Source organism: Ectopseudomonas guguanensis, from assembly GCF_900104265.1.
Classification (GTDB): domain Bacteria; phylum Pseudomonadota; class Gammaproteobacteria; order Pseudomonadales; family Pseudomonadaceae; genus Aquipseudomonas; species Aquipseudomonas guguanensis.
On sequence record NZ_FNJJ01000002.1, the window covers coordinates 15,377 to 31,068 of the forward strand.

The window sequence follows — 15,692 nt, forward strand, 5'->3', positions numbered from 1 at the left end:
CCTTCGCCAGAAACGCAAAAGGCCGGGCTTGTGCCCGGCCTTTGTGTCTGTACCTGTCCTGCAGCCCAGGCTCAGAAGCTCATGCGGTAATGCACGGTATAGGCTTCGGCGCCGTCGTTCGGGTTCTTCAGGCCGGCGTTGGAATAGTGGATCGCGCGCAGGCCGATCTCCTGGCCGGCGAAACGCAGGCCCACACCGATGCGGTCCTCGAACTGGAAGGAAGAGCCCAGATCGTTGCTTTCCAGCTCGGTGCTGGAGAACGCGGCAACACCGATACCGGCTTCGATATAGGGGCGCACGTTCTGCCCGGCGAATTCGTAAACGAACACCGGGGCGAAGGAAAGGCTGTGGTTGCTCGCCGTGTCGTCGCCATCCCAGTAGGTGTAGCCCAGGTCCCAGTAGCCCGTCAGACGGCCGTAGCTGCTTTGCAGCCAGCTATGGTTCCAGTCCCACTGCGCGCCCAAACGATAAACCATGGTGGAGTCGCCACTCTGACCGATAGCTGCGGTTACATCCGCAGCCTGCGCAGCGCCCAGGGTTCCGAACGAGAGGGCCGTAGCTGCAGCAAGGGCATACAACTTCTTCATGAGTCATTCCTTTAATAGCGAGAGGTTTTATCAGGCTCGTAACAAAATATAGAAACATCCAGTAGCAGTGAAAGCGCAAACCGAAAAAAATTCACTATATCGAAAGAACCTCGGCCTTTTCCCCCAATAAAATCGGCAATACGCGGCAAAGTTGCGCGGCTTCGCCACTGCTCCAGTAACGCGTCGGCCGGGCCGCCTCGGTGGCCTGCAAGTCGTGTAGAGCGAGCAGACGCTGCAGCTGGCGCGCCACCGCAGCACCGGTGTCGATCAGGCTCACCGATGCCGGCACCAGCTCACCCAGCAGCGGGCGCAGGAAGGGATAGTGGGTGCAGCCGAGAATCAGCGTGTCGCAGCCCTCGGCCAGCAGCGGCGCCACGTAACCCTGCAACAGCTCGCGAGTCGCCGGCGCCTGCAGCTCGCCGGCCTCGATGCATTCCACCAGCCCCGGGCAAGGCTGGGTGATCACCCGCACATCATTGGCGAAGCGATCAAGCAGTGCGGCGAATCGGGCGCTCTTGAGCGTACCGGTGGTCGCCAGCACACCGACCACGCCACTGCGGGTCGCCGCTGCCGCCGGTTTCACCGCGGGCTCCATGCCGACGATGGGCAAATCCGGATAACGCTCGCGCAGCTCCCCGGCCGCGGCCGCGGTCGCGGTGTTGCAGGCCAGCACCAGTGCCTTGGCGCCCTGCGCCAGCAGGTGCTCGGTGATCAGCACGCAGCGCTCGCGAATATACTCCGCACTCTTTTCGCCGTAGGGCACATGGCCGCTGTCGGCGACATAAAGCAGCGACTCGTTGGGCAGCAGCTGGCGAATCTCGCGCAGTACCGAAAGGCCGCCAACGCCGGAATCGAAAACGCCAACCGGCGCGTTACTGGGCATCGCCGCAGACACCACAGGCCGGGTCGCGCTTGACCCGCAACTCGCGAAAGCGCGTGCCCAGCGCATCGATCAGCAGCAGACGACCGACCAGCGGCTCGCCGAAGCCGGCCAGCAGCTTGAGCGCCTCCAGCGCCTGCAGGCTGCCCACCAGGCCCACCAGCGGGCCGACCACGCCGGCCTCGCTGCAGGTCAGCTCGGCCTCGCTGCCATGACCGTACAGGCAGTGGTAGCAGGGGCTGGCGGCGTTGCGCGGATCGAACACCGAGAGCTGGCCTTCCAGGCGAATCGCCGCGCCGGACACCAGCGGCTTGCCGGCTGCGACGCAGGCGGCGTTGACCGCCTCGCGCGTGGTGAAATTGTCCGAGCAGTCCAGCACCAGGTCGACGCCGCTCACCGCGGCGGCCAGCGAGTCGGCATCGAGCGCCTGGCGATGCGGCACCAGCGTGATCTGCGGGTTGATCGCGGCCAGGCGCGCCATGGCCGAATCCACCTTGGCCTGGCCGATGCTGGCGGTGTCATGGGCGATCTGCCGCTGCAGGTTGGTCAGGTCCACCGTATCGAAGTCGGCCAGGTGCAGCTCGCCGACGCCGGCCGCGGCCAGGTACAGCGCCACCGGCGAGCCGAGGCCGCCCATGCCGACGATCAGCACGCGGCCGTGCTTGAGGCGCAACTGTCCTTCCACATCGATCTGTTTCAGCAGGATCTGCCGGCTGTAGCGCAGCAGTTCGTCATCGCTCAGCATATCGTCACTCATGGTCGAAACGTCCCAGACTGATGCGCTCATGGCCGCCCAGGTCACGCCGGCTGTGCACCTCGGCGAAGCCGGCGGCGCCGAGCAAACCGCGCACCGCCTCGGCCTGGTCGAAGCCATGCTCCAGCAGCAGCCAGCCGCCGGGCAGCAGGTGCGTCGGTGCGGCCTGGATGATCGCACGAATGTCGTCCAGCCCGTCGCTGCCAGCCACCAGAGCGCTGCTCGGCTCGAAGCGCACGTCACCCTCGTTCAGGTGGCGGTCGTCGGCGCGGATATAGGGCGGGTTGCTCAGAATCAGACCGTAGCGCTGCCCGCTCAGGGCAGAGAACCAATGGCTATGCACGAACGCAGCGTTGTCCAGCCGCAGACGCTGGCGATTGCGCTCGGCCAGGGCTACGGCGTCCTCGACGCGGTCCACGCCGGTCACCCGCCAGGCCGGGCGTTCGCTGGCCAGGGCCAGGGCGATGGCGCCGGTACCGGTGCCCAGATCCAGCACGGCCAAGGGTGTGGCCGGCAGCAGCTCGAGCGCGGTTTCCACCAGCAGCTCGGTGTCCGGGCGCGGGATCAGGGTATGCGCCGCCACCTCCAGCTCCAGGCTCCAGAAGCCCTGATGGCCGAGGATATAGGCCACCGGCTCACCCTGACGGCGACGCATCAGATTCGCCTGGAACAGCGCCAGCTGCTCGTCATCCAGCTCGCGCTCCGGCCAGGTACGCAGGTAGCTGCGCGGCTTGCCCAGCGCGGCGGCCAGCAGCAGCTCGGCGTCCAGTCGCGGCGTGGGCGAGTCGGGCAGGTCGGCGTTGTCGAGCAGGGATTCGATGGTGACCATGGTTCATCCTGACTGCTTTTCTCCCCTCTCCCGCTTGCGGGGCTTGAACGGAAATAGCGAAGCATCGCTTCGCCCGCTCAAGCGCCCTGAGCTCTGCGAGGGGCTGGGGCGCAGAGCGGGGGTCGGGGGAGAGGGTGTGCCGTTGCGCCCCCTCTCCCTAACCCTCTCCCCGAGGGGAGAGGGGACTGTTAGGCGCTACGTTGGCGCTTGCTTTCAGCTCTTCCCGGATTGCATCCGGGCTACGGCTTTAGCTTGCAGCCTGAAGCCTGTGGCCTGCAGCCGCTTTTAGTCCCCCAGCGCCGCCAACTGGTCGGCCTGGTACTCGGCCAGCAAGGGCTCGATTACTGCCTCCACGCCGCCGGCCATGACTTCGCTCAGCGAGTACAGCGTCAGGTTGATGCGGTGGTCGGTGACCCGGCCCTGCGGGAAGTTGTAGGTGCGGATGCGTTCGGAGCGATCGCCCGAGCCCACCAGCAACTTGCGCGTCTCGGAGATTTCCTTGTGCGCCGCCGCTTCCTGCTGGTCCTGCAGCTTGGCCGCCAGCCAGGCCATGGCCTTGGCGCGGTTCTTGTGCTGCGAGCGTTCTTCCTGGCATTCCACCACGGTGCCGGTGGGAATGTGGGTGATGCGGATCGCCGAGTCGGTGGTGTTGACGTGCTGACCGCCGGCGCCGGAGCTGCGGTAGGTGTCGATACGCAGGTCGGCCGGGTTGATCTCGATGGCGGCCTGCTCGTCCGGCTCCGGCAGCACCGCCACGGTGCAGGCCGAGGTGTGGATGCGGCCCTGGGACTCGGTCTCCGGCACGCGCTGCACGCGATGGGCGCCGGACTCGAACTTGAGCTTGGCGTAGACGTTGTCGCCCTCGACGCGGGCGATCACTTCCTTGAAGCCGCCGTGCTCGCCCTCGTTGGCCGACAACACCTCGACGCGCCAGCCCTGCTTCTCGGCGTAGCGCGAGTACATGCGGAACAGGTCGCCGGAGAAGATCGCCGCCTCGTCGCCGCCGGTGCCGGCGCGTACTTCCAGGTAGACGTTGCGGCCGTCGTTGGGGTCCTTGGGCAGCAGCATGCGCTGCAGCTTGTCTTCCAGGGTGACCAGCGCTTCCTTGGCCTGGGCCACTTCTTCTTCGGCCATTTCGCGCAGGTCCGGGTCGCTTTCCTTGAGCAGTGCCTGCGCGCCTTCCAGGTCGCCCTGCACCTTGCGCAGCTCGCGGAAGGTGGCGATCACCGGCTCGATCTCGGCGTATTCCTTGGAATAGGCGCGAAACTGCGTCTGCTTGGCAATCACCTCGGCATCGCCAAGCAGCGCGGTGAGTTCCTCGAAGCGGTCGCTGAGGTTGTCCAGCTTGTTCAACAGTGAAGCTTTCATTGCAGACCTTTGTCCTGCGGCGCGCCCTCGTCGAGGGCGAACAATTCCTGGGCCAGGCTGAGCGCGTCGATGCGCCCCTCGGCGGTAAGTTTCTTCATGCGCACGCTGGGCGTGTGCAGCAGCTTGTTGGTCAGGCCACGGGCCAGTTGCGCCAGTACGTCTTCGGCGCTGGCACCGTTGACCAGCATGCGCTGGGCCTTGGCCAGCTCCTCGTCGCGCAGGCGCTCGGCCTGCTGGCGGTAGGCCTTGAGCACGTCGACCGCGGCCAGCTCGCGCAGGCGCTGCATGAAATCCTCGGTGCCGGCAGCTACCAGCTCCTCGGCGGCCTGCGCCGCGCCCTGGCGGCTCTTGAGGTTTTCCTCGATGACCTCGTGCAGGTCGTCGACGGTATAGAGGTAGACGTCATCCAGCTCGCCCACCTGCGGTTCGATATCGCGCGGCACGGCGATGTCGACCATGAAGATCGGCTTGTGCTTGCGCTTTTTCAGCGCGCTTTCCACCGCGCCCTTGCCGAGAATCGGCAGCTGGCTGGCAGTGGAGCTGATGACGATGTCGCTGTGCGCCAGCTCGTCGGGGATGTCCGACAGCAGCACGGCATGGGCGCCGAACTGCTCGGCCAGCTGACTGGCACGCTCCAGGGTACGGTTGGCGACGACGATGCGCTTGATGCCCTGATCGTGCAGGTGACGCGCCACCAGGCTGATGGTCTCGCCGGCGCCGATCAGCAGCGCCTGGCTGCGGTGCAGGTCGGCGAAGATCTGCTTGGCCAGGCTCACCGCGGCGAAGGCCACGGACACCGGGTTCTCGCCGATGGCGGTGTCGGTGCGCACGGTCTTGGCGGTGCTGAAGGTGGCCTGGAACAGCCGGCCGAGCAGCGGCCCGACGGTGCCGGCCTCGCGCGCCACGGCGTAGGCGGACTTGAGCTGGCCGAGAATCTGCGGCTCGCCGAGCACCATGGAGTCCAGCCCGCAGGCTACGCGCATCATGTGGCGCACAGCGTCCTGCTCGCTGTGCACGTAGGCGCAGGCACGCAGCTCGTCGACGCTCAGGCGGTGATAGTCGGCCAGCCACTGCAGCACTTCGTCACTGCTCAGCTGATCCTGCTCCAGATACAGCTCGCTGCGGTTGCAGGTGGAGAGAATCGCCGCCTCGCGACTGGGGGTGAGCCGGCACAGCTGCTGCAGCGCCTCGACCAGCTGCTCCGGCGTGAAGGCAACGCGCTCGCGCACCTCTACCGAGGCGGTCTTGTGGTTGATACCGAGGGCGATGAAGGCCATGCAGGGTCGCTGAGGGGCAGTACGGGAGCCGGCAATTGTCCTACTTCGCCCCGGCGAGAACAACTCCCGCGACCTATTGTCCCAATAGACGGTTCGCCGCATCGTCCAGGCCAGTGGGCTTGCCCCGAGGCTTGTGTCATGATGCCGCGAACGTCGCAGGGCACGAGCCAGCACGGCCCTCGCCCCGGAATAACGCACGACAAGGCACTATGAACAGACCCCTCGCGTTGCTCACCGCATTCGCCTTCCTCAGCGGCTGCCAAACCTTCGCCCCCAGCGAGCCGGACGGTACGCCGCCGGTCCAGGAAGCCGACCAGACCACCCAGCTGGAACCGAGCGAGTACGGCTCGTTCAGCCAGGAAACCCTGTTCGCCCTGCTCACCGCCGAGCTGGCCGGGCAGCGCAATCGCTTCGACATCGCCCTCGGCAACTACGTGCAGCAGGCCAACGCCACTGGCGATGCCGGCGTCGCCGAACGCGCCTTCCGCATCGCCGAGTACCTCGGCGCCGAACAGGCAGCGCTGGACAGCGCACTGATCTGGGCCAGCAGCGCGCCGGGCAATATCGATGCACAACGCGCCGCCGCCGTGCAACTGGCCCGCGCCGGCCGTTACGACGAATCCATGACCTACATGGAGCAGGTGCTGCAGCGCCAGGGCGATACCCATTTCGACTTCCTCGCGCTGTCCGCCGCGGAAACCGACCCGGACACCCGCGCCGGCCTGCTGCAAGGCTTCGACCGCCTGCTGAACAAGAACCCGGACAACAGCCAGCTGCTGTTCGGCAAGGCCATCCTCCTGCAGCAGGACGGCCGTCCCGAAGAGGCGCTCAAGCTGCTCGAGGACAGCGCAGCGAGCACCAGCGAAGTGTCGCCCATCCTGCTGCGCGCGCGCCTGCTGCAAAGCCTCGGCCGTGGCGACGAAGCCCTGCCCCTGCTGCAGAAGGGCATCCGCAAGAACCCCGATGACAAGCGCCTGCGCCTGACCTACGCGCGCCTGCTGGTCGAGCAGGATCGCCTCGACGATGCCAAGGGCGAGTTCTCCAAGCTGGTGCAGGAAAATCCCAACGACGATGACCTGCGCTTCTCCCTGGCCCTGGTGTGCCTGGAAGCCGAAGCCTGGGAGGAAGCCATCGTCTACCTGGAAGAGCTGGTCGAGCGCCGCAGCCACGTCGACGCCGCCCATTACAACCTCGGCCGTGCCTACGAGGCGCTGAAGGACACCAACAGCGCCCTGCAGGAATACAGCCTGGTCGGCCCGAGCAACGACTACCTGCCGGCCCAGCAACGCCAGGCCGAACTGCTGCTCACCCAGCAGCGCTTCGACGAAGCCAGCGCACGCCTGGCGCGGGCACGTGATGCCCAGCCGGACTACGCCATCCAGCTGTACCTGATCGAAGCCGAGGGCCTGAGCAATCGCCGCCAGGTAGAGCCGGCCTGGAAGGTGATCAGCGAGGGGCTGGAGCAGTACCCCAACGACCTGAACCTGCTCTACACCCGCGCCATGCTAGCGGAAAAGCGCGACGACCTGGCCCAGCTGGAAAGCGATCTGCGCTACATCATCGCCCGCGAACCCGAGCACGCCATGGCGCTCAATGCCCTCGGCTACACCCTGGCCGATCGCACCACGCGCTACGAGGAAGCCCGCGAGCTGATCGAAAAGGCGCACCAGCTCAATCCGGACGACCCGGCAATTCTCGACAGCCTCGGCTGGGTCAACTATCGCCTGGGCAACCTCGACGAGGCCGAGCGCCTGCTGCGCCAGGCCCTGGAGAAATTCCCCGACCACGAAGTCGCCGCCCACCTCGGCGAAGTGCTCTGGGTCCAGGGCAAGCAGCGTGAAGCCCGCAACGTCTGGCGCGACGCCCTCAAGGCAACGCCCGACAGCCCCATCCTGCGTGACACCCTGTTGCGCCTGACCGGTTCCGAGACTCTTTGATGCTTCGTCACCTCCTCGTATTCAGCCTCCTCGCCCTGCTCGCCGGTTGCGCCGGCCTTACCTCGCGCGAAGCGCTGGAAGGCCAGGGCGACCCCGCCCAGTGGAAAGCCCACAAGCAGCAGATCGCCCAGCTCGACGGCTGGCAGATCAACGGCAAGATCGGCATTCGCGCCCCGCAGGACTCCGGCAGCGCCACCCTGTTCTGGCTGCAGCGCCAGGACTACTACGACATTCGCCTGTCCGGCCCGCTGGGCGGCGGCGCCGCGCGCCTGACCGGCCGCCCCGGCGACATTCTGCTGGAAGTGTCCAACCGCGGCCGCTTCCGCGCCGAATCGCCGGAAGCCCTGCTGCGCGAACAACTGCGCCTGGACCTGCCGGTGTCCAACCTGCTCTGGTGGATTCGCGGCCTGCCCGCCCCGGAAAGCCGCAGCCGCATCACCCTCGACGGCGACAGCCACCTGGCGCAGCTGGAGCAGGATGGCTGGAAAGTCGAATACCAGCGCTACATCGAACAGAACGGCTACGCCCTGCCCGAGCGCCTGAAGCTGTATGGCCAGGACCTGGAAGTGACCCTGGTGATCAAGGACTGGCAGCCGCGTCAGCTGGGGCAATAAGCGACCACATTCGCTGTGGGAGGGGCTTTAGCCGCGACAGCTTGTCCAGCCCTTCCACAGTGCACAGCTGGCGGATGGAAAAGAGTCATCCCCAACCACGCCGCCCCCCTGCCACCCGACAAGGCGCCAACCGCTTCGCGAGCAGAGCTCGCTCCTACAGGTTTCGCGCACGCAGCCGTAGCCCGGATGAAATCCGGGAACCATCGCCACAAAGCCCCGGATTGCATCCGGGCTACGAACCGGGCATTTCGCGGCTAAAGCCGCTCCTACAGGGGAGGCCGCGGTGTTTGTAGGAGCGGCTTTAGCCGCGATGCTGCTCTGACACACCGCACCCGCCGCTGCATTTCCCGCATACAATCACCACATGCCTCACGATGACACCCCGCCCATGACCGCCATCCCCGCCCACGCCGAACTGATCCTGCCCGCCCCGGCCAAGCTCAACCTGATGCTGCATATCCTCGGCCGCCGCGCCGACGGCTATCACGAGCTGCAGACCCTGTTCCAGTTTCTCGACCATGGCGACGAGCTCGGCTTCAGCCTGCGCCAGGATGGTGAAATCCGCCTGCACACGCCCATCGACGGCGTGCCGCATGACAGCAACCTGATCGTGCGCGCCGCCAGACGCCTGCAGGAAGCTTCAGGCACCACGCTGGGCGCCGATATCTGGCTGGACAAACGCCTGCCCATGGGCGGCGGTATCGGTGGCGGCAGCTCGGATGCCGCCACCACCCTGCTCGGCCTCGATCACCTGTGGCGCACCCAACTCGGCGAAGAGCGCCTGGCCGAAATCGGCCTGGCCCTGGGCGCCGACGTGCCGGTATTCGTGCGTGGCCGCGCGGCCTTCGCCGAGGGCGTGGGCGAGCGCCTGACCCCCGTGGAGCTGGAGGAACCCTGGTTCCTCGTCGCGGTACCGCAAGTCTTTGTAAGCACAGCAGAAGTTTTCGGCGCGCCCGAGTTGACACGCGATACGCCGCCCATTAAAGTTCGCAGCCTTCTTGCGGGGGGTGGTCGAAACGACTGCCAGCCGGTTGTAGAGAAGCGTTATCCAGAGGTTCGTAACGCTTTGATCTTGTTGAACAAATTTGTTTCAGCTAGATTGACCGGCACTGGAGCTTGCGTATTTGGGAGCTTCCCAAATCGGGACGATGCTGATAAAGTCGCCCGCCAACTTCCAGGCACTCTGCCGAGCTTTGTCGCTCAAGGTCGCAACATCTCGATGCTGCACCGCAGGCTCCAAGCATTGGCCAAGAAGTGAATGCTCAGCATTCGGTTATACGATACAGGGGCGTCGCCAAGCGGTAAGGCAGCAGGTTTTGATCCTGCCATGCGTTGGTTCGAATCCAGCCGCCCCTGCCATAACCTCCCTCGGGAGGCATCGCAAACCGGATCGAACGGCATTCGACACAGAATATAGGGGCGTCGCCAAGCGGTAAGGCAGCAGGTTTTGATCCTGCCATGCGTTGGTTCGAATCCAGCCGCCCCTGCCATTTTCCATACCCATCCAGGTATACCCCAGCCGGCAGGTACTGCGCGTGTCCAAGATGATGGTCTTCACGGGGAACGCAAACCCCGATCTGGCGCGACGGATCGTTCGTCAGCTGCACATTCCCCTCGGCGATGCTTCGGTCGGCAAGTTCTCCGACGGCGAAGTCATGATCGAAATCAACGAAAACGTCCGCGGCAAGGACGTCTTCCTGATTCAGCCGACCTGTGCACCCACCAACGACAACCTGATGGAACTGGTAGTGATGGCCGACGCCTTCCGCCGTTCCTCGGCTACCCGCATCACCGCGGTCATCCCCTACTTCGGTTACGCCCGCCAGGATCGCCGTCCGCGTTCCGCGCGCGTGGCGATCAGCGCCAAAGTGGTGGCCGACATGCTCACCGTGGTCGGTATCGACCGCGTGCTGACCGTCGACCTGCACGCTGACCAGATCCAGGGCTTCTTCGACATTCCGGTGGACAACATCTACGGTTCCCCGGTCCTGGTCGACGACATCGAAGACCAGCGCTTCGACAACCTGATGATCGTCTCCCCCGATATCGGCGGCGTCGTTCGTGCCCGCGCCGTGGCCAAGAGCCTGGGCGTCGACCTGGCGATCATCGACAAGCGTCGCGAGAAGGCCAACCAGTCCGAAGTGATGCACATCATCGGTGACGTGGAAGGCCGTACCTGCATCCTGGTCGACGACATGGTCGACACCGCCGGTACCCTGTGCCACGCCGCCAAGGCGCTGAAAGAGCGCGGTGCTGCCAAGGTGTACGCCTACTGCACCCACCCGGTGCTGTCCGGCCGCGCCATCGAGAACATCGAGAATTCCGTCCTGGACGAGCTGGTGGTCACCAACACCATCCCGCTGTCCGCTGCGGCGCAGTCCTGCTCGCGCATTCGCCAGCTCGACATCGCCCCGGTCGTCGCCGAAGCGGTGCGCCGCATCAGCAACGAAGAATCGATCAGCGCGATGTTCCGTTAAGGAACCCGCTGACGTAATGCGCCCCGCCTCGTGCGGGGCTTTTTGCCCTACCGCCCGAGGCTGGTCGCAAGCCCGAAGGCGGTTTGGTTATTTTGGAGAAATGAAATGACTGAGTTTGCCCTGAATGCCGAAGTGCGTTCCGACCTGGGGAAAGGTGCGAGCCGCCGCCTGCGTCGTAACGTGTCCATGGTTCCTGCCGTGATCTACGGTGGCGACAAGGCCCCGCAATCCATCAGCCTGCTGGCCAAAGACCTGGCCAAGCTGCTGGAAAACGAAGCCGCTTTCAGCCACGTTCTGGCTGTCAACGTTGCCGGTGCCACCGAAAACGTCGTGATCAAGGCCCTGCAGCGCCATCCGGCCAAAGGCTTCGTCCTGCACGCTGACTTCCAGCGCGTCGTTGCCGGCCAGAAGCTGACCGCCCACGTACCGCTGCACTTCATCAACGAAGCAACCGCCGTTGGCGTGAAGCAGCAGGGTGGCGAGATCTCCCACACCATCAACGAAGTCGAAGTTTCCTGCTTGCCGAAAGACCTGCCGGAATTCATCGAAGTCGACATGGCTGCCGTAGAAGTTGGCCAGACCGTCCACATGTCCGACCTGAAGCTGCCGAAAGGCGTAGAGCTGGTTGCTCTGGCTCACGGTAACGACCTGGCTGTCTCCAACATCCACGCCAGCCGCGTTAAAGACGAAGAAGGCGCTGCCGAGTAATCGCAGCGCGGAACCCGCCCGGCAGGCGATCACGCCGGGCGATTTCCTCGAAAGGGCTCCTGTATGACTGCCGTACAACTGATCGTTGGCCTGGGTAACCCCGGCCCCGAATACGACCAGACCCGGCACAATGCAGGGGCCCTTTTCGTTGAGCGCGTGGCCGAGAGCCAGCGCGCCAACCTCTCTGTCGATCGCAAGTATTTCGGCCTGGTGGGCAAGTTCGTCCATCAGGGGCGCGAAGTTCGTCTGCTCATCCCCACCACCTACATGAACCGCAGCGGCCAGTCCGTGGCGGCCCTGGCCAATTTCTTCAAGATCAAACCCGAAGAAATCCTGGTGGCGCACGACGAACTCGACATGCCCCCCGGCGTCGCCAAGCTCAAGCAGGGCGGCGGCCACGGCGGGCACAACGGCCTGCGCGACATCATCGCCCAGCTCGGCAACCAGAATAACTTCCATCGCCTGCGGCTCGGCATCGGCCACCCGGGGCACGCCAGCCTGGTCTCCGGCTACGTGCTCGGACGCGCCCCACGCAGCGAACAGGAACTGCTCGACCAGAGCATCGACTTCGCCTTGGACGTCCTGCCGGAAATACTCGCCGGCGACTGGACCGTGGCCATGCGCAAACTGCATAGCCAGAAGGCCACCAAGTAACCATCTTTCCCCCGAGGGACACATCATGGGATTCAACTGCGGCATCGTCGGCCTGCCCAACGTCGGCAAGTCCACCCTGTTCAACGCCCTCACCAAGTCCGGCATCGCCGCAGAAAACTTCCCCTTCTGCACCATCGAGCCGAACAGCGGCATCGTGCCCATGCCCGACCCGCGCCTGGATGCCCTGGCCGAGATCGTCAAGCCCGAGAAGGTCATCCCCACCACCATGGAATTCGTCGACATCGCCGGCCTGGTGGCGGGCGCATCGAAAGGTGAAGGCCTGGGCAACAAGTTCCTCGCCAACATCCGCGAGACGGATGCGATTGCGCATGTGGTGCGCTGCTTCGAAGACGAGAACGTCATCCACGTCGCCAACAGCGTCGACCCCAAGCGCGACATCGAGATCATCGACCTCGAACTGATCATGGCCGACCTCGACAGCTGCGAGAAGCAGCTGCAGCGCGTCGCTCGTACCGCCAAGGGTGGCGACAAGGAATCCGTGGCGCAGAAGGCCCTGCTGGAAAAACTCATCCCCCACCTCACCGAAGGCAAGCCGGCGCGCAGCCTGCTGAAAGACCTGGGTGACGACGAGAAGCGCCTGGCCAGGACCTTCCACCTGCTCACCACCAAGCCGGTGATGTACATCGCCAACGTCGCCGAAGACGGCTTCGAGAACAACCCGCACCTCGACGTGGTAAACGCCATCGCCAAGGAAGAAGGCGCCATTGTCGTGCCGGTGTGCAACAAGATCGAAGCCGAGATCGCCGAGCTGGACGATCTGGAAGAGATGCAGATGTTCCTCGAAACCATGGGAATGGAAGAGCCGGGCCTGAATCGCGTGATCCGCGCCGGTTACTCGCTGCTCAACCTGCAGACCTACTTCACCGCTGGCGTGAAGGAAGTACGCGCCTGGACCGTGCGCGTCGGCGCCACCGCCCCGCAGGCCGCCGCCGTGATCCACACCGACTTTGAGAAAGGCTTTATCCGCGCCGAAGTGGTCGCCTACGACGACTTCATCGCCTACAAGGGCGAAGCCGGCGCCAAGGAAGCCGGCAAATGGCGCCTGGAAGGCAAGGACTACATCGTCAAGGACGGCGACGTGATGCACTTCCGCTTTAACGTTTGATCGTTGTAGGCAGCGCATAAACAAAACCCCGCGAAAGCGGGGTTTTGTTGTTTTTAGGGTAGGGAATTGTCTAGTGCGGCTGGTGGGAGCTGGGGATTATGAATCCGCTACGAACCGCCCCACTGAGCCAGAGAGCCCCATAAAATGGAGCTTCCAGCCCTCCCCCAAGCTGGCTAGGCCAGTCCTTTCCAGAAAAATTCGACCAATGTAGTCACTCTGGTGGTGGCAATGACAAAGGTGGATCTTCCTTATCCTCATAAGCCAGTCTTGGTCGCCGCCAGGAATCCCCTGTCAATCCTTTTAAAACCTCATCAGCTACAGAGAGGCTTTCACCATTAATTTCAACTTTATACTGATAATCTAGCAATTCATTAAGACTCTTTGCTATACCTACTGTGGCCCGCCTAACTTCATCCTTTATCTCACCTGTATCTACGCCAGCCTGTTCAAGTCGTCCTGTAAGATCAATAATCTTGTCCAATGATTCTAGCTTTCCAGGAATTGAGGCAATTTTCCCCTCTGCTGTATAGTTCCTATATAAAAATCCAGCGCTCCCCTTCAGAACATCAACCATTAGGCCGATAACTCTTGACTCACCAAAAACTTTTGACCAAAGACTACCAGCCTCAACCTGATCAATAACCAAAGGATAATCAGTTAAATCAACCCCTAGCAGACCAGCTATACCCTCATACAAATCAGATATAGCATTTAATTTTTCCGCAAAATCTCTTAAGTCTTTAATATTCGACAAATACAGTGACAGCTGTGACCTAGAGCCGTCATCTTCGATACAATCACTGCCGGTTAGATTAGCCGCAGAGAACCTGTATGCATTTATCAAAGACTCCAGAGAATAAACAAGTCGCCCAGAAGAAAATAAAAGAGGCACAGCATTTTCTATCCTATAGCTGTCTATATACCCCTCATAATCACTAGAGAATTTTTGAAGTTTTGAGTTGGTTTTTTCTACCAACCCTAAATCGTCTAACTCCCCACCCCCCAGTTCCTCAAGCAAGCTCGAAAGCCCTTCGACATCCTTAAATATTTGCCTTGTACTTAGTGATCCAACTATTGATCGAATATTGCTTATCGATGACTTTATTTCACCTCTAACGACTCCAAGTTTATTATCGCCCACCGTTGACAGCTGGCCTAGATGCACAGGAAGATCTGACAAGACATTTGAAATACTTCTTACACTATCTATGAAGCCTGAGAATTTCTCAAGTGATCCAAGCGCAAACTCAGCTTCTCTCTTAAGCTCAAATGAATGCATTAACAGTCCCTTTTCCTTGTTACGCACACATATAAAATTTACAAAAGATCACTAAATATCTAAATCGCTCGGCCATAAGAAATATGGGCCAAACTTTGCAGGAAAAAGGGGACAGATTTATTTTCTGTCCTACCCTGCGTTTGAGCCGCTCTGGTTTCGGTTGGCTTCGTCGTCATCAGGGCTCGTCTGGCCATGTTCCGGCATCGCTTCGCCAGTCAACAACCACCACCGATAGCTAGGAAATACTCGCCCGAGAATCTCGATCTCGTTCGCCCCAATGCGGGCTTTGCCTCTCTTTATGTTCTGCCAGCGTACATAGGCAGTGCTTCCCGCTTCAGCCAAGGCCTTGATGCTGGCAATTTCCAGCAATCTAAGACCTCTATCGGTAATCCCTTCGCTCATTAGAAAAAACCATAAATGTTCTATGTACATTTAGCGAGCGACATGTATTATGAACACATGTATCTAGTACATCTAAAGCGCACCGCTGTTGGTGGCCCGATTATAGGAGTAATCGCATAGAACGTGCGCCCAGCCTGTAGCGGGTTTCCGCAAGGCGACACTCGAAAAAGATGCATGCCGGCTCAGCACTTGCCATGTCTCCAATCAGCGAAGACGCGAACCTACTTGAATCCACGGAGGCCTTTATGGAAGAAAGCTATGTCCCCTTGCTGCTGATGCGCCACAACCGCCCGCTGCGTGGCGTGATGATCGACCGCCAGCCCTGGGTCTGCGCCAAGGAGTTCGGCCTGTTGATGGGGCACCGCAACCCGGAGCGAATCTGCCGGCTGATGGATGACGACCAGGTACGCACGTTGATCTTCCGTACTCACCAGGGCGATGCGGAGCCTGTGCAGGTGCTCAGCGAATCCGCGCTTTATCGCGCCCTGTGCCGTTTCAGCCATCCCGAGAATCGCCACCTGCGCCGCTGGCTCACTCATGAAGCCCTGCCCGCCCTGCGCGACGCCTGGGAGCATCGCGCACAGGAACCCAGGCGCACGCTGATGGCCTGGGATCGCCAACGCATCAGCCTGCTGGAATGGCAAGGCGATCTATGGATCGCCCTGCGCGATATGCCGCGCTTCGCCCCACCGCCCACCCCCGGCGAACGCTCGTTGCGCGCCCTGCTCCAGCGCTGGTGGCGCTGATGACCAACGCGCCCGGCGCGGCAAGACCATCACGGGTAAAAAGCGCTGGTGTCG

General features: G+C 62.6%; 16 protein-coding genes and 2 tRNA genes. 10 read left to right on the plus strand and 8 right to left on the minus strand.

The features are described 5' to 3' along the window. Positions 1-71: 71 nt before the first annotated feature. From BLS61_RS02540 to hemA, 6 genes are all read right to left on the minus strand, one after another. The gene (locus BLS61_RS02540) at positions 72-587 is read right to left on the minus strand and encodes an acyloxyacyl hydrolase (protein WP_090426933.1); all 516 of its coding nucleotides are present in this window, start codon (positions 585-587) and stop codon (positions 72-74) included. A gap of 94 nt (positions 588-681) precedes the next feature. Further along, positions 682-1,470: a glutamate racemase gene (gene murI, locus BLS61_RS02545; RefSeq protein WP_090426935.1), complete on the minus strand. Its 789-nt coding sequence runs from the start codon at positions 1,468-1,470 to the stop codon at positions 682-684. Continuing rightward, on the minus strand, positions 1,460-2,212 hold the full coding sequence (locus BLS61_RS02550) for a molybdopterin-synthase adenylyltransferase MoeB (RefSeq protein WP_090426937.1): 753 nt from the start codon (positions 2,210-2,212) through the stop codon (positions 1,460-1,462). The genes murI and BLS61_RS02550 overlap by 11 nt, the downstream gene beginning before the upstream one ends. Before the next feature lie 4 nt (positions 2,213-2,216). Then, on the minus strand, positions 2,217-3,050 hold the full coding sequence (gene prmC / locus BLS61_RS02555) for a peptide chain release factor N(5)-glutamine methyltransferase (protein WP_090426940.1): 834 nt from the start codon (positions 3,048-3,050) through the stop codon (positions 2,217-2,219). A gap of 285 nt (positions 3,051-3,335) precedes the next feature. After that, positions 3,336-4,418: a peptide chain release factor 1 gene (gene prfA / locus BLS61_RS02560; protein WP_090426942.1), complete on the minus strand. Its 1,083-nt coding sequence runs from the start codon at positions 4,416-4,418 to the stop codon at positions 3,336-3,338. Continuing rightward, on the minus strand, positions 4,415-5,695 hold the full coding sequence (hemA, locus tag BLS61_RS02565; RefSeq protein WP_090426944.1) for a glutamyl-tRNA reductase: 1,281 nt from the start codon (positions 5,693-5,695) through the stop codon (positions 4,415-4,417). Before hemA ends, prfA begins: the two co-directional genes overlap by 4 nt. A gap of 209 nt (positions 5,696-5,904) precedes the next feature. Between hemA and BLS61_RS02570 the strand changes: the two genes are divergently transcribed. From BLS61_RS02570 to ychF, 9 genes are all read left to right on the plus strand, one after another. Beyond that, positions 5,905-7,632, plus strand: coding sequence for a tetratricopeptide repeat protein (locus BLS61_RS02570; protein WP_090426946.1), 1,728 nt, complete (start codon positions 5,905-5,907; stop codon positions 7,630-7,632). Next, the gene (gene lolB / locus BLS61_RS02575) at positions 7,629-8,246 is read left to right on the plus strand and encodes a lipoprotein insertase outer membrane protein LolB (RefSeq protein ID WP_090426948.1); all 618 of its coding nucleotides are present in this window, start codon (positions 7,629-7,631) and stop codon (positions 8,244-8,246) included. Before BLS61_RS02570 ends, lolB begins: the two co-directional genes overlap by 4 nt. Before the next feature lie 388 nt (positions 8,247-8,634). Continuing rightward, positions 8,635-9,504 (plus strand): 4-(cytidine 5'-diphospho)-2-C-methyl-D-erythritol kinase, encoded by an 870-nt coding sequence (gene ispE, locus BLS61_RS02580; protein ID WP_090426950.1) that lies wholly within the window; start codon positions 8,635-8,637, stop codon positions 9,502-9,504. Between the two features lie 26 nt (positions 9,505-9,530). Next, positions 9,531-9,605 (plus strand) — tRNA-Gln (locus BLS61_RS02585). Between the two features lie 56 nt (positions 9,606-9,661). Next, a tRNA-Gln gene (locus BLS61_RS02590) sits at positions 9,662-9,736 on the plus strand. 45 nt (positions 9,737-9,781) lie between these two features. Continuing rightward, on the plus strand, positions 9,782-10,723 hold the full coding sequence (locus tag BLS61_RS02595) for a ribose-phosphate pyrophosphokinase (RefSeq protein ID WP_003244667.1): 942 nt from the start codon (positions 9,782-9,784) through the stop codon (positions 10,721-10,723). A gap of 105 nt (positions 10,724-10,828) precedes the next feature. Continuing rightward, positions 10,829-11,431: a 50S ribosomal protein L25/general stress protein Ctc gene (locus tag BLS61_RS02600; RefSeq protein WP_090426952.1), complete on the plus strand. Its 603-nt coding sequence runs from the start codon at positions 10,829-10,831 to the stop codon at positions 11,429-11,431. 63 nt (positions 11,432-11,494) lie between these two features. After that, positions 11,495-12,085, plus strand: coding sequence for an aminoacyl-tRNA hydrolase (gene pth / locus BLS61_RS02605; protein WP_090426955.1), 591 nt, complete (start codon positions 11,495-11,497; stop codon positions 12,083-12,085). A 25-nt stretch (positions 12,086-12,110) separates the two neighbouring features. Next, positions 12,111-13,211, plus strand: a complete 1,101-nt coding sequence (gene ychF / locus BLS61_RS02610; protein ID WP_090426958.1) for a redox-regulated ATPase YchF — start codon at positions 12,111-12,113, stop codon at positions 13,209-13,211. A gap of 211 nt (positions 13,212-13,422) precedes the next feature. Here the strand turns inward: ychF and BLS61_RS23320 are convergent, their stop codons facing one another. Together BLS61_RS23320 and BLS61_RS02615 are read right to left on the minus strand one after the other, a co-directional pair. Next, positions 13,423-14,490 carry a hypothetical protein gene (locus BLS61_RS23320; protein ID WP_139205526.1) on the minus strand — a complete coding sequence of 356 codons (1,068 nt, stop codon included), beginning with the start codon at positions 14,488-14,490 and terminating at the stop codon, positions 13,423-13,425. Positions 14,491-14,619: 129 nt separating this feature from the next. Beyond that, positions 14,620-14,892 (minus strand): DNA-binding protein, encoded by a 273-nt coding sequence (locus BLS61_RS02615; RefSeq protein ID WP_090428033.1) that lies wholly within the window; start codon positions 14,890-14,892, stop codon positions 14,620-14,622. A gap of 245 nt (positions 14,893-15,137) precedes the next feature. On the opposite strand from BLS61_RS02615, the gene BLS61_RS02620 reads away from it, so the two are divergent. After that, positions 15,138-15,638 (plus strand): BRO-N domain-containing protein, encoded by a 501-nt coding sequence (locus BLS61_RS02620; protein WP_167358693.1) that lies wholly within the window; start codon positions 15,138-15,140, stop codon positions 15,636-15,638. Positions 15,639-15,692: the final 54 nt, after the last annotated feature.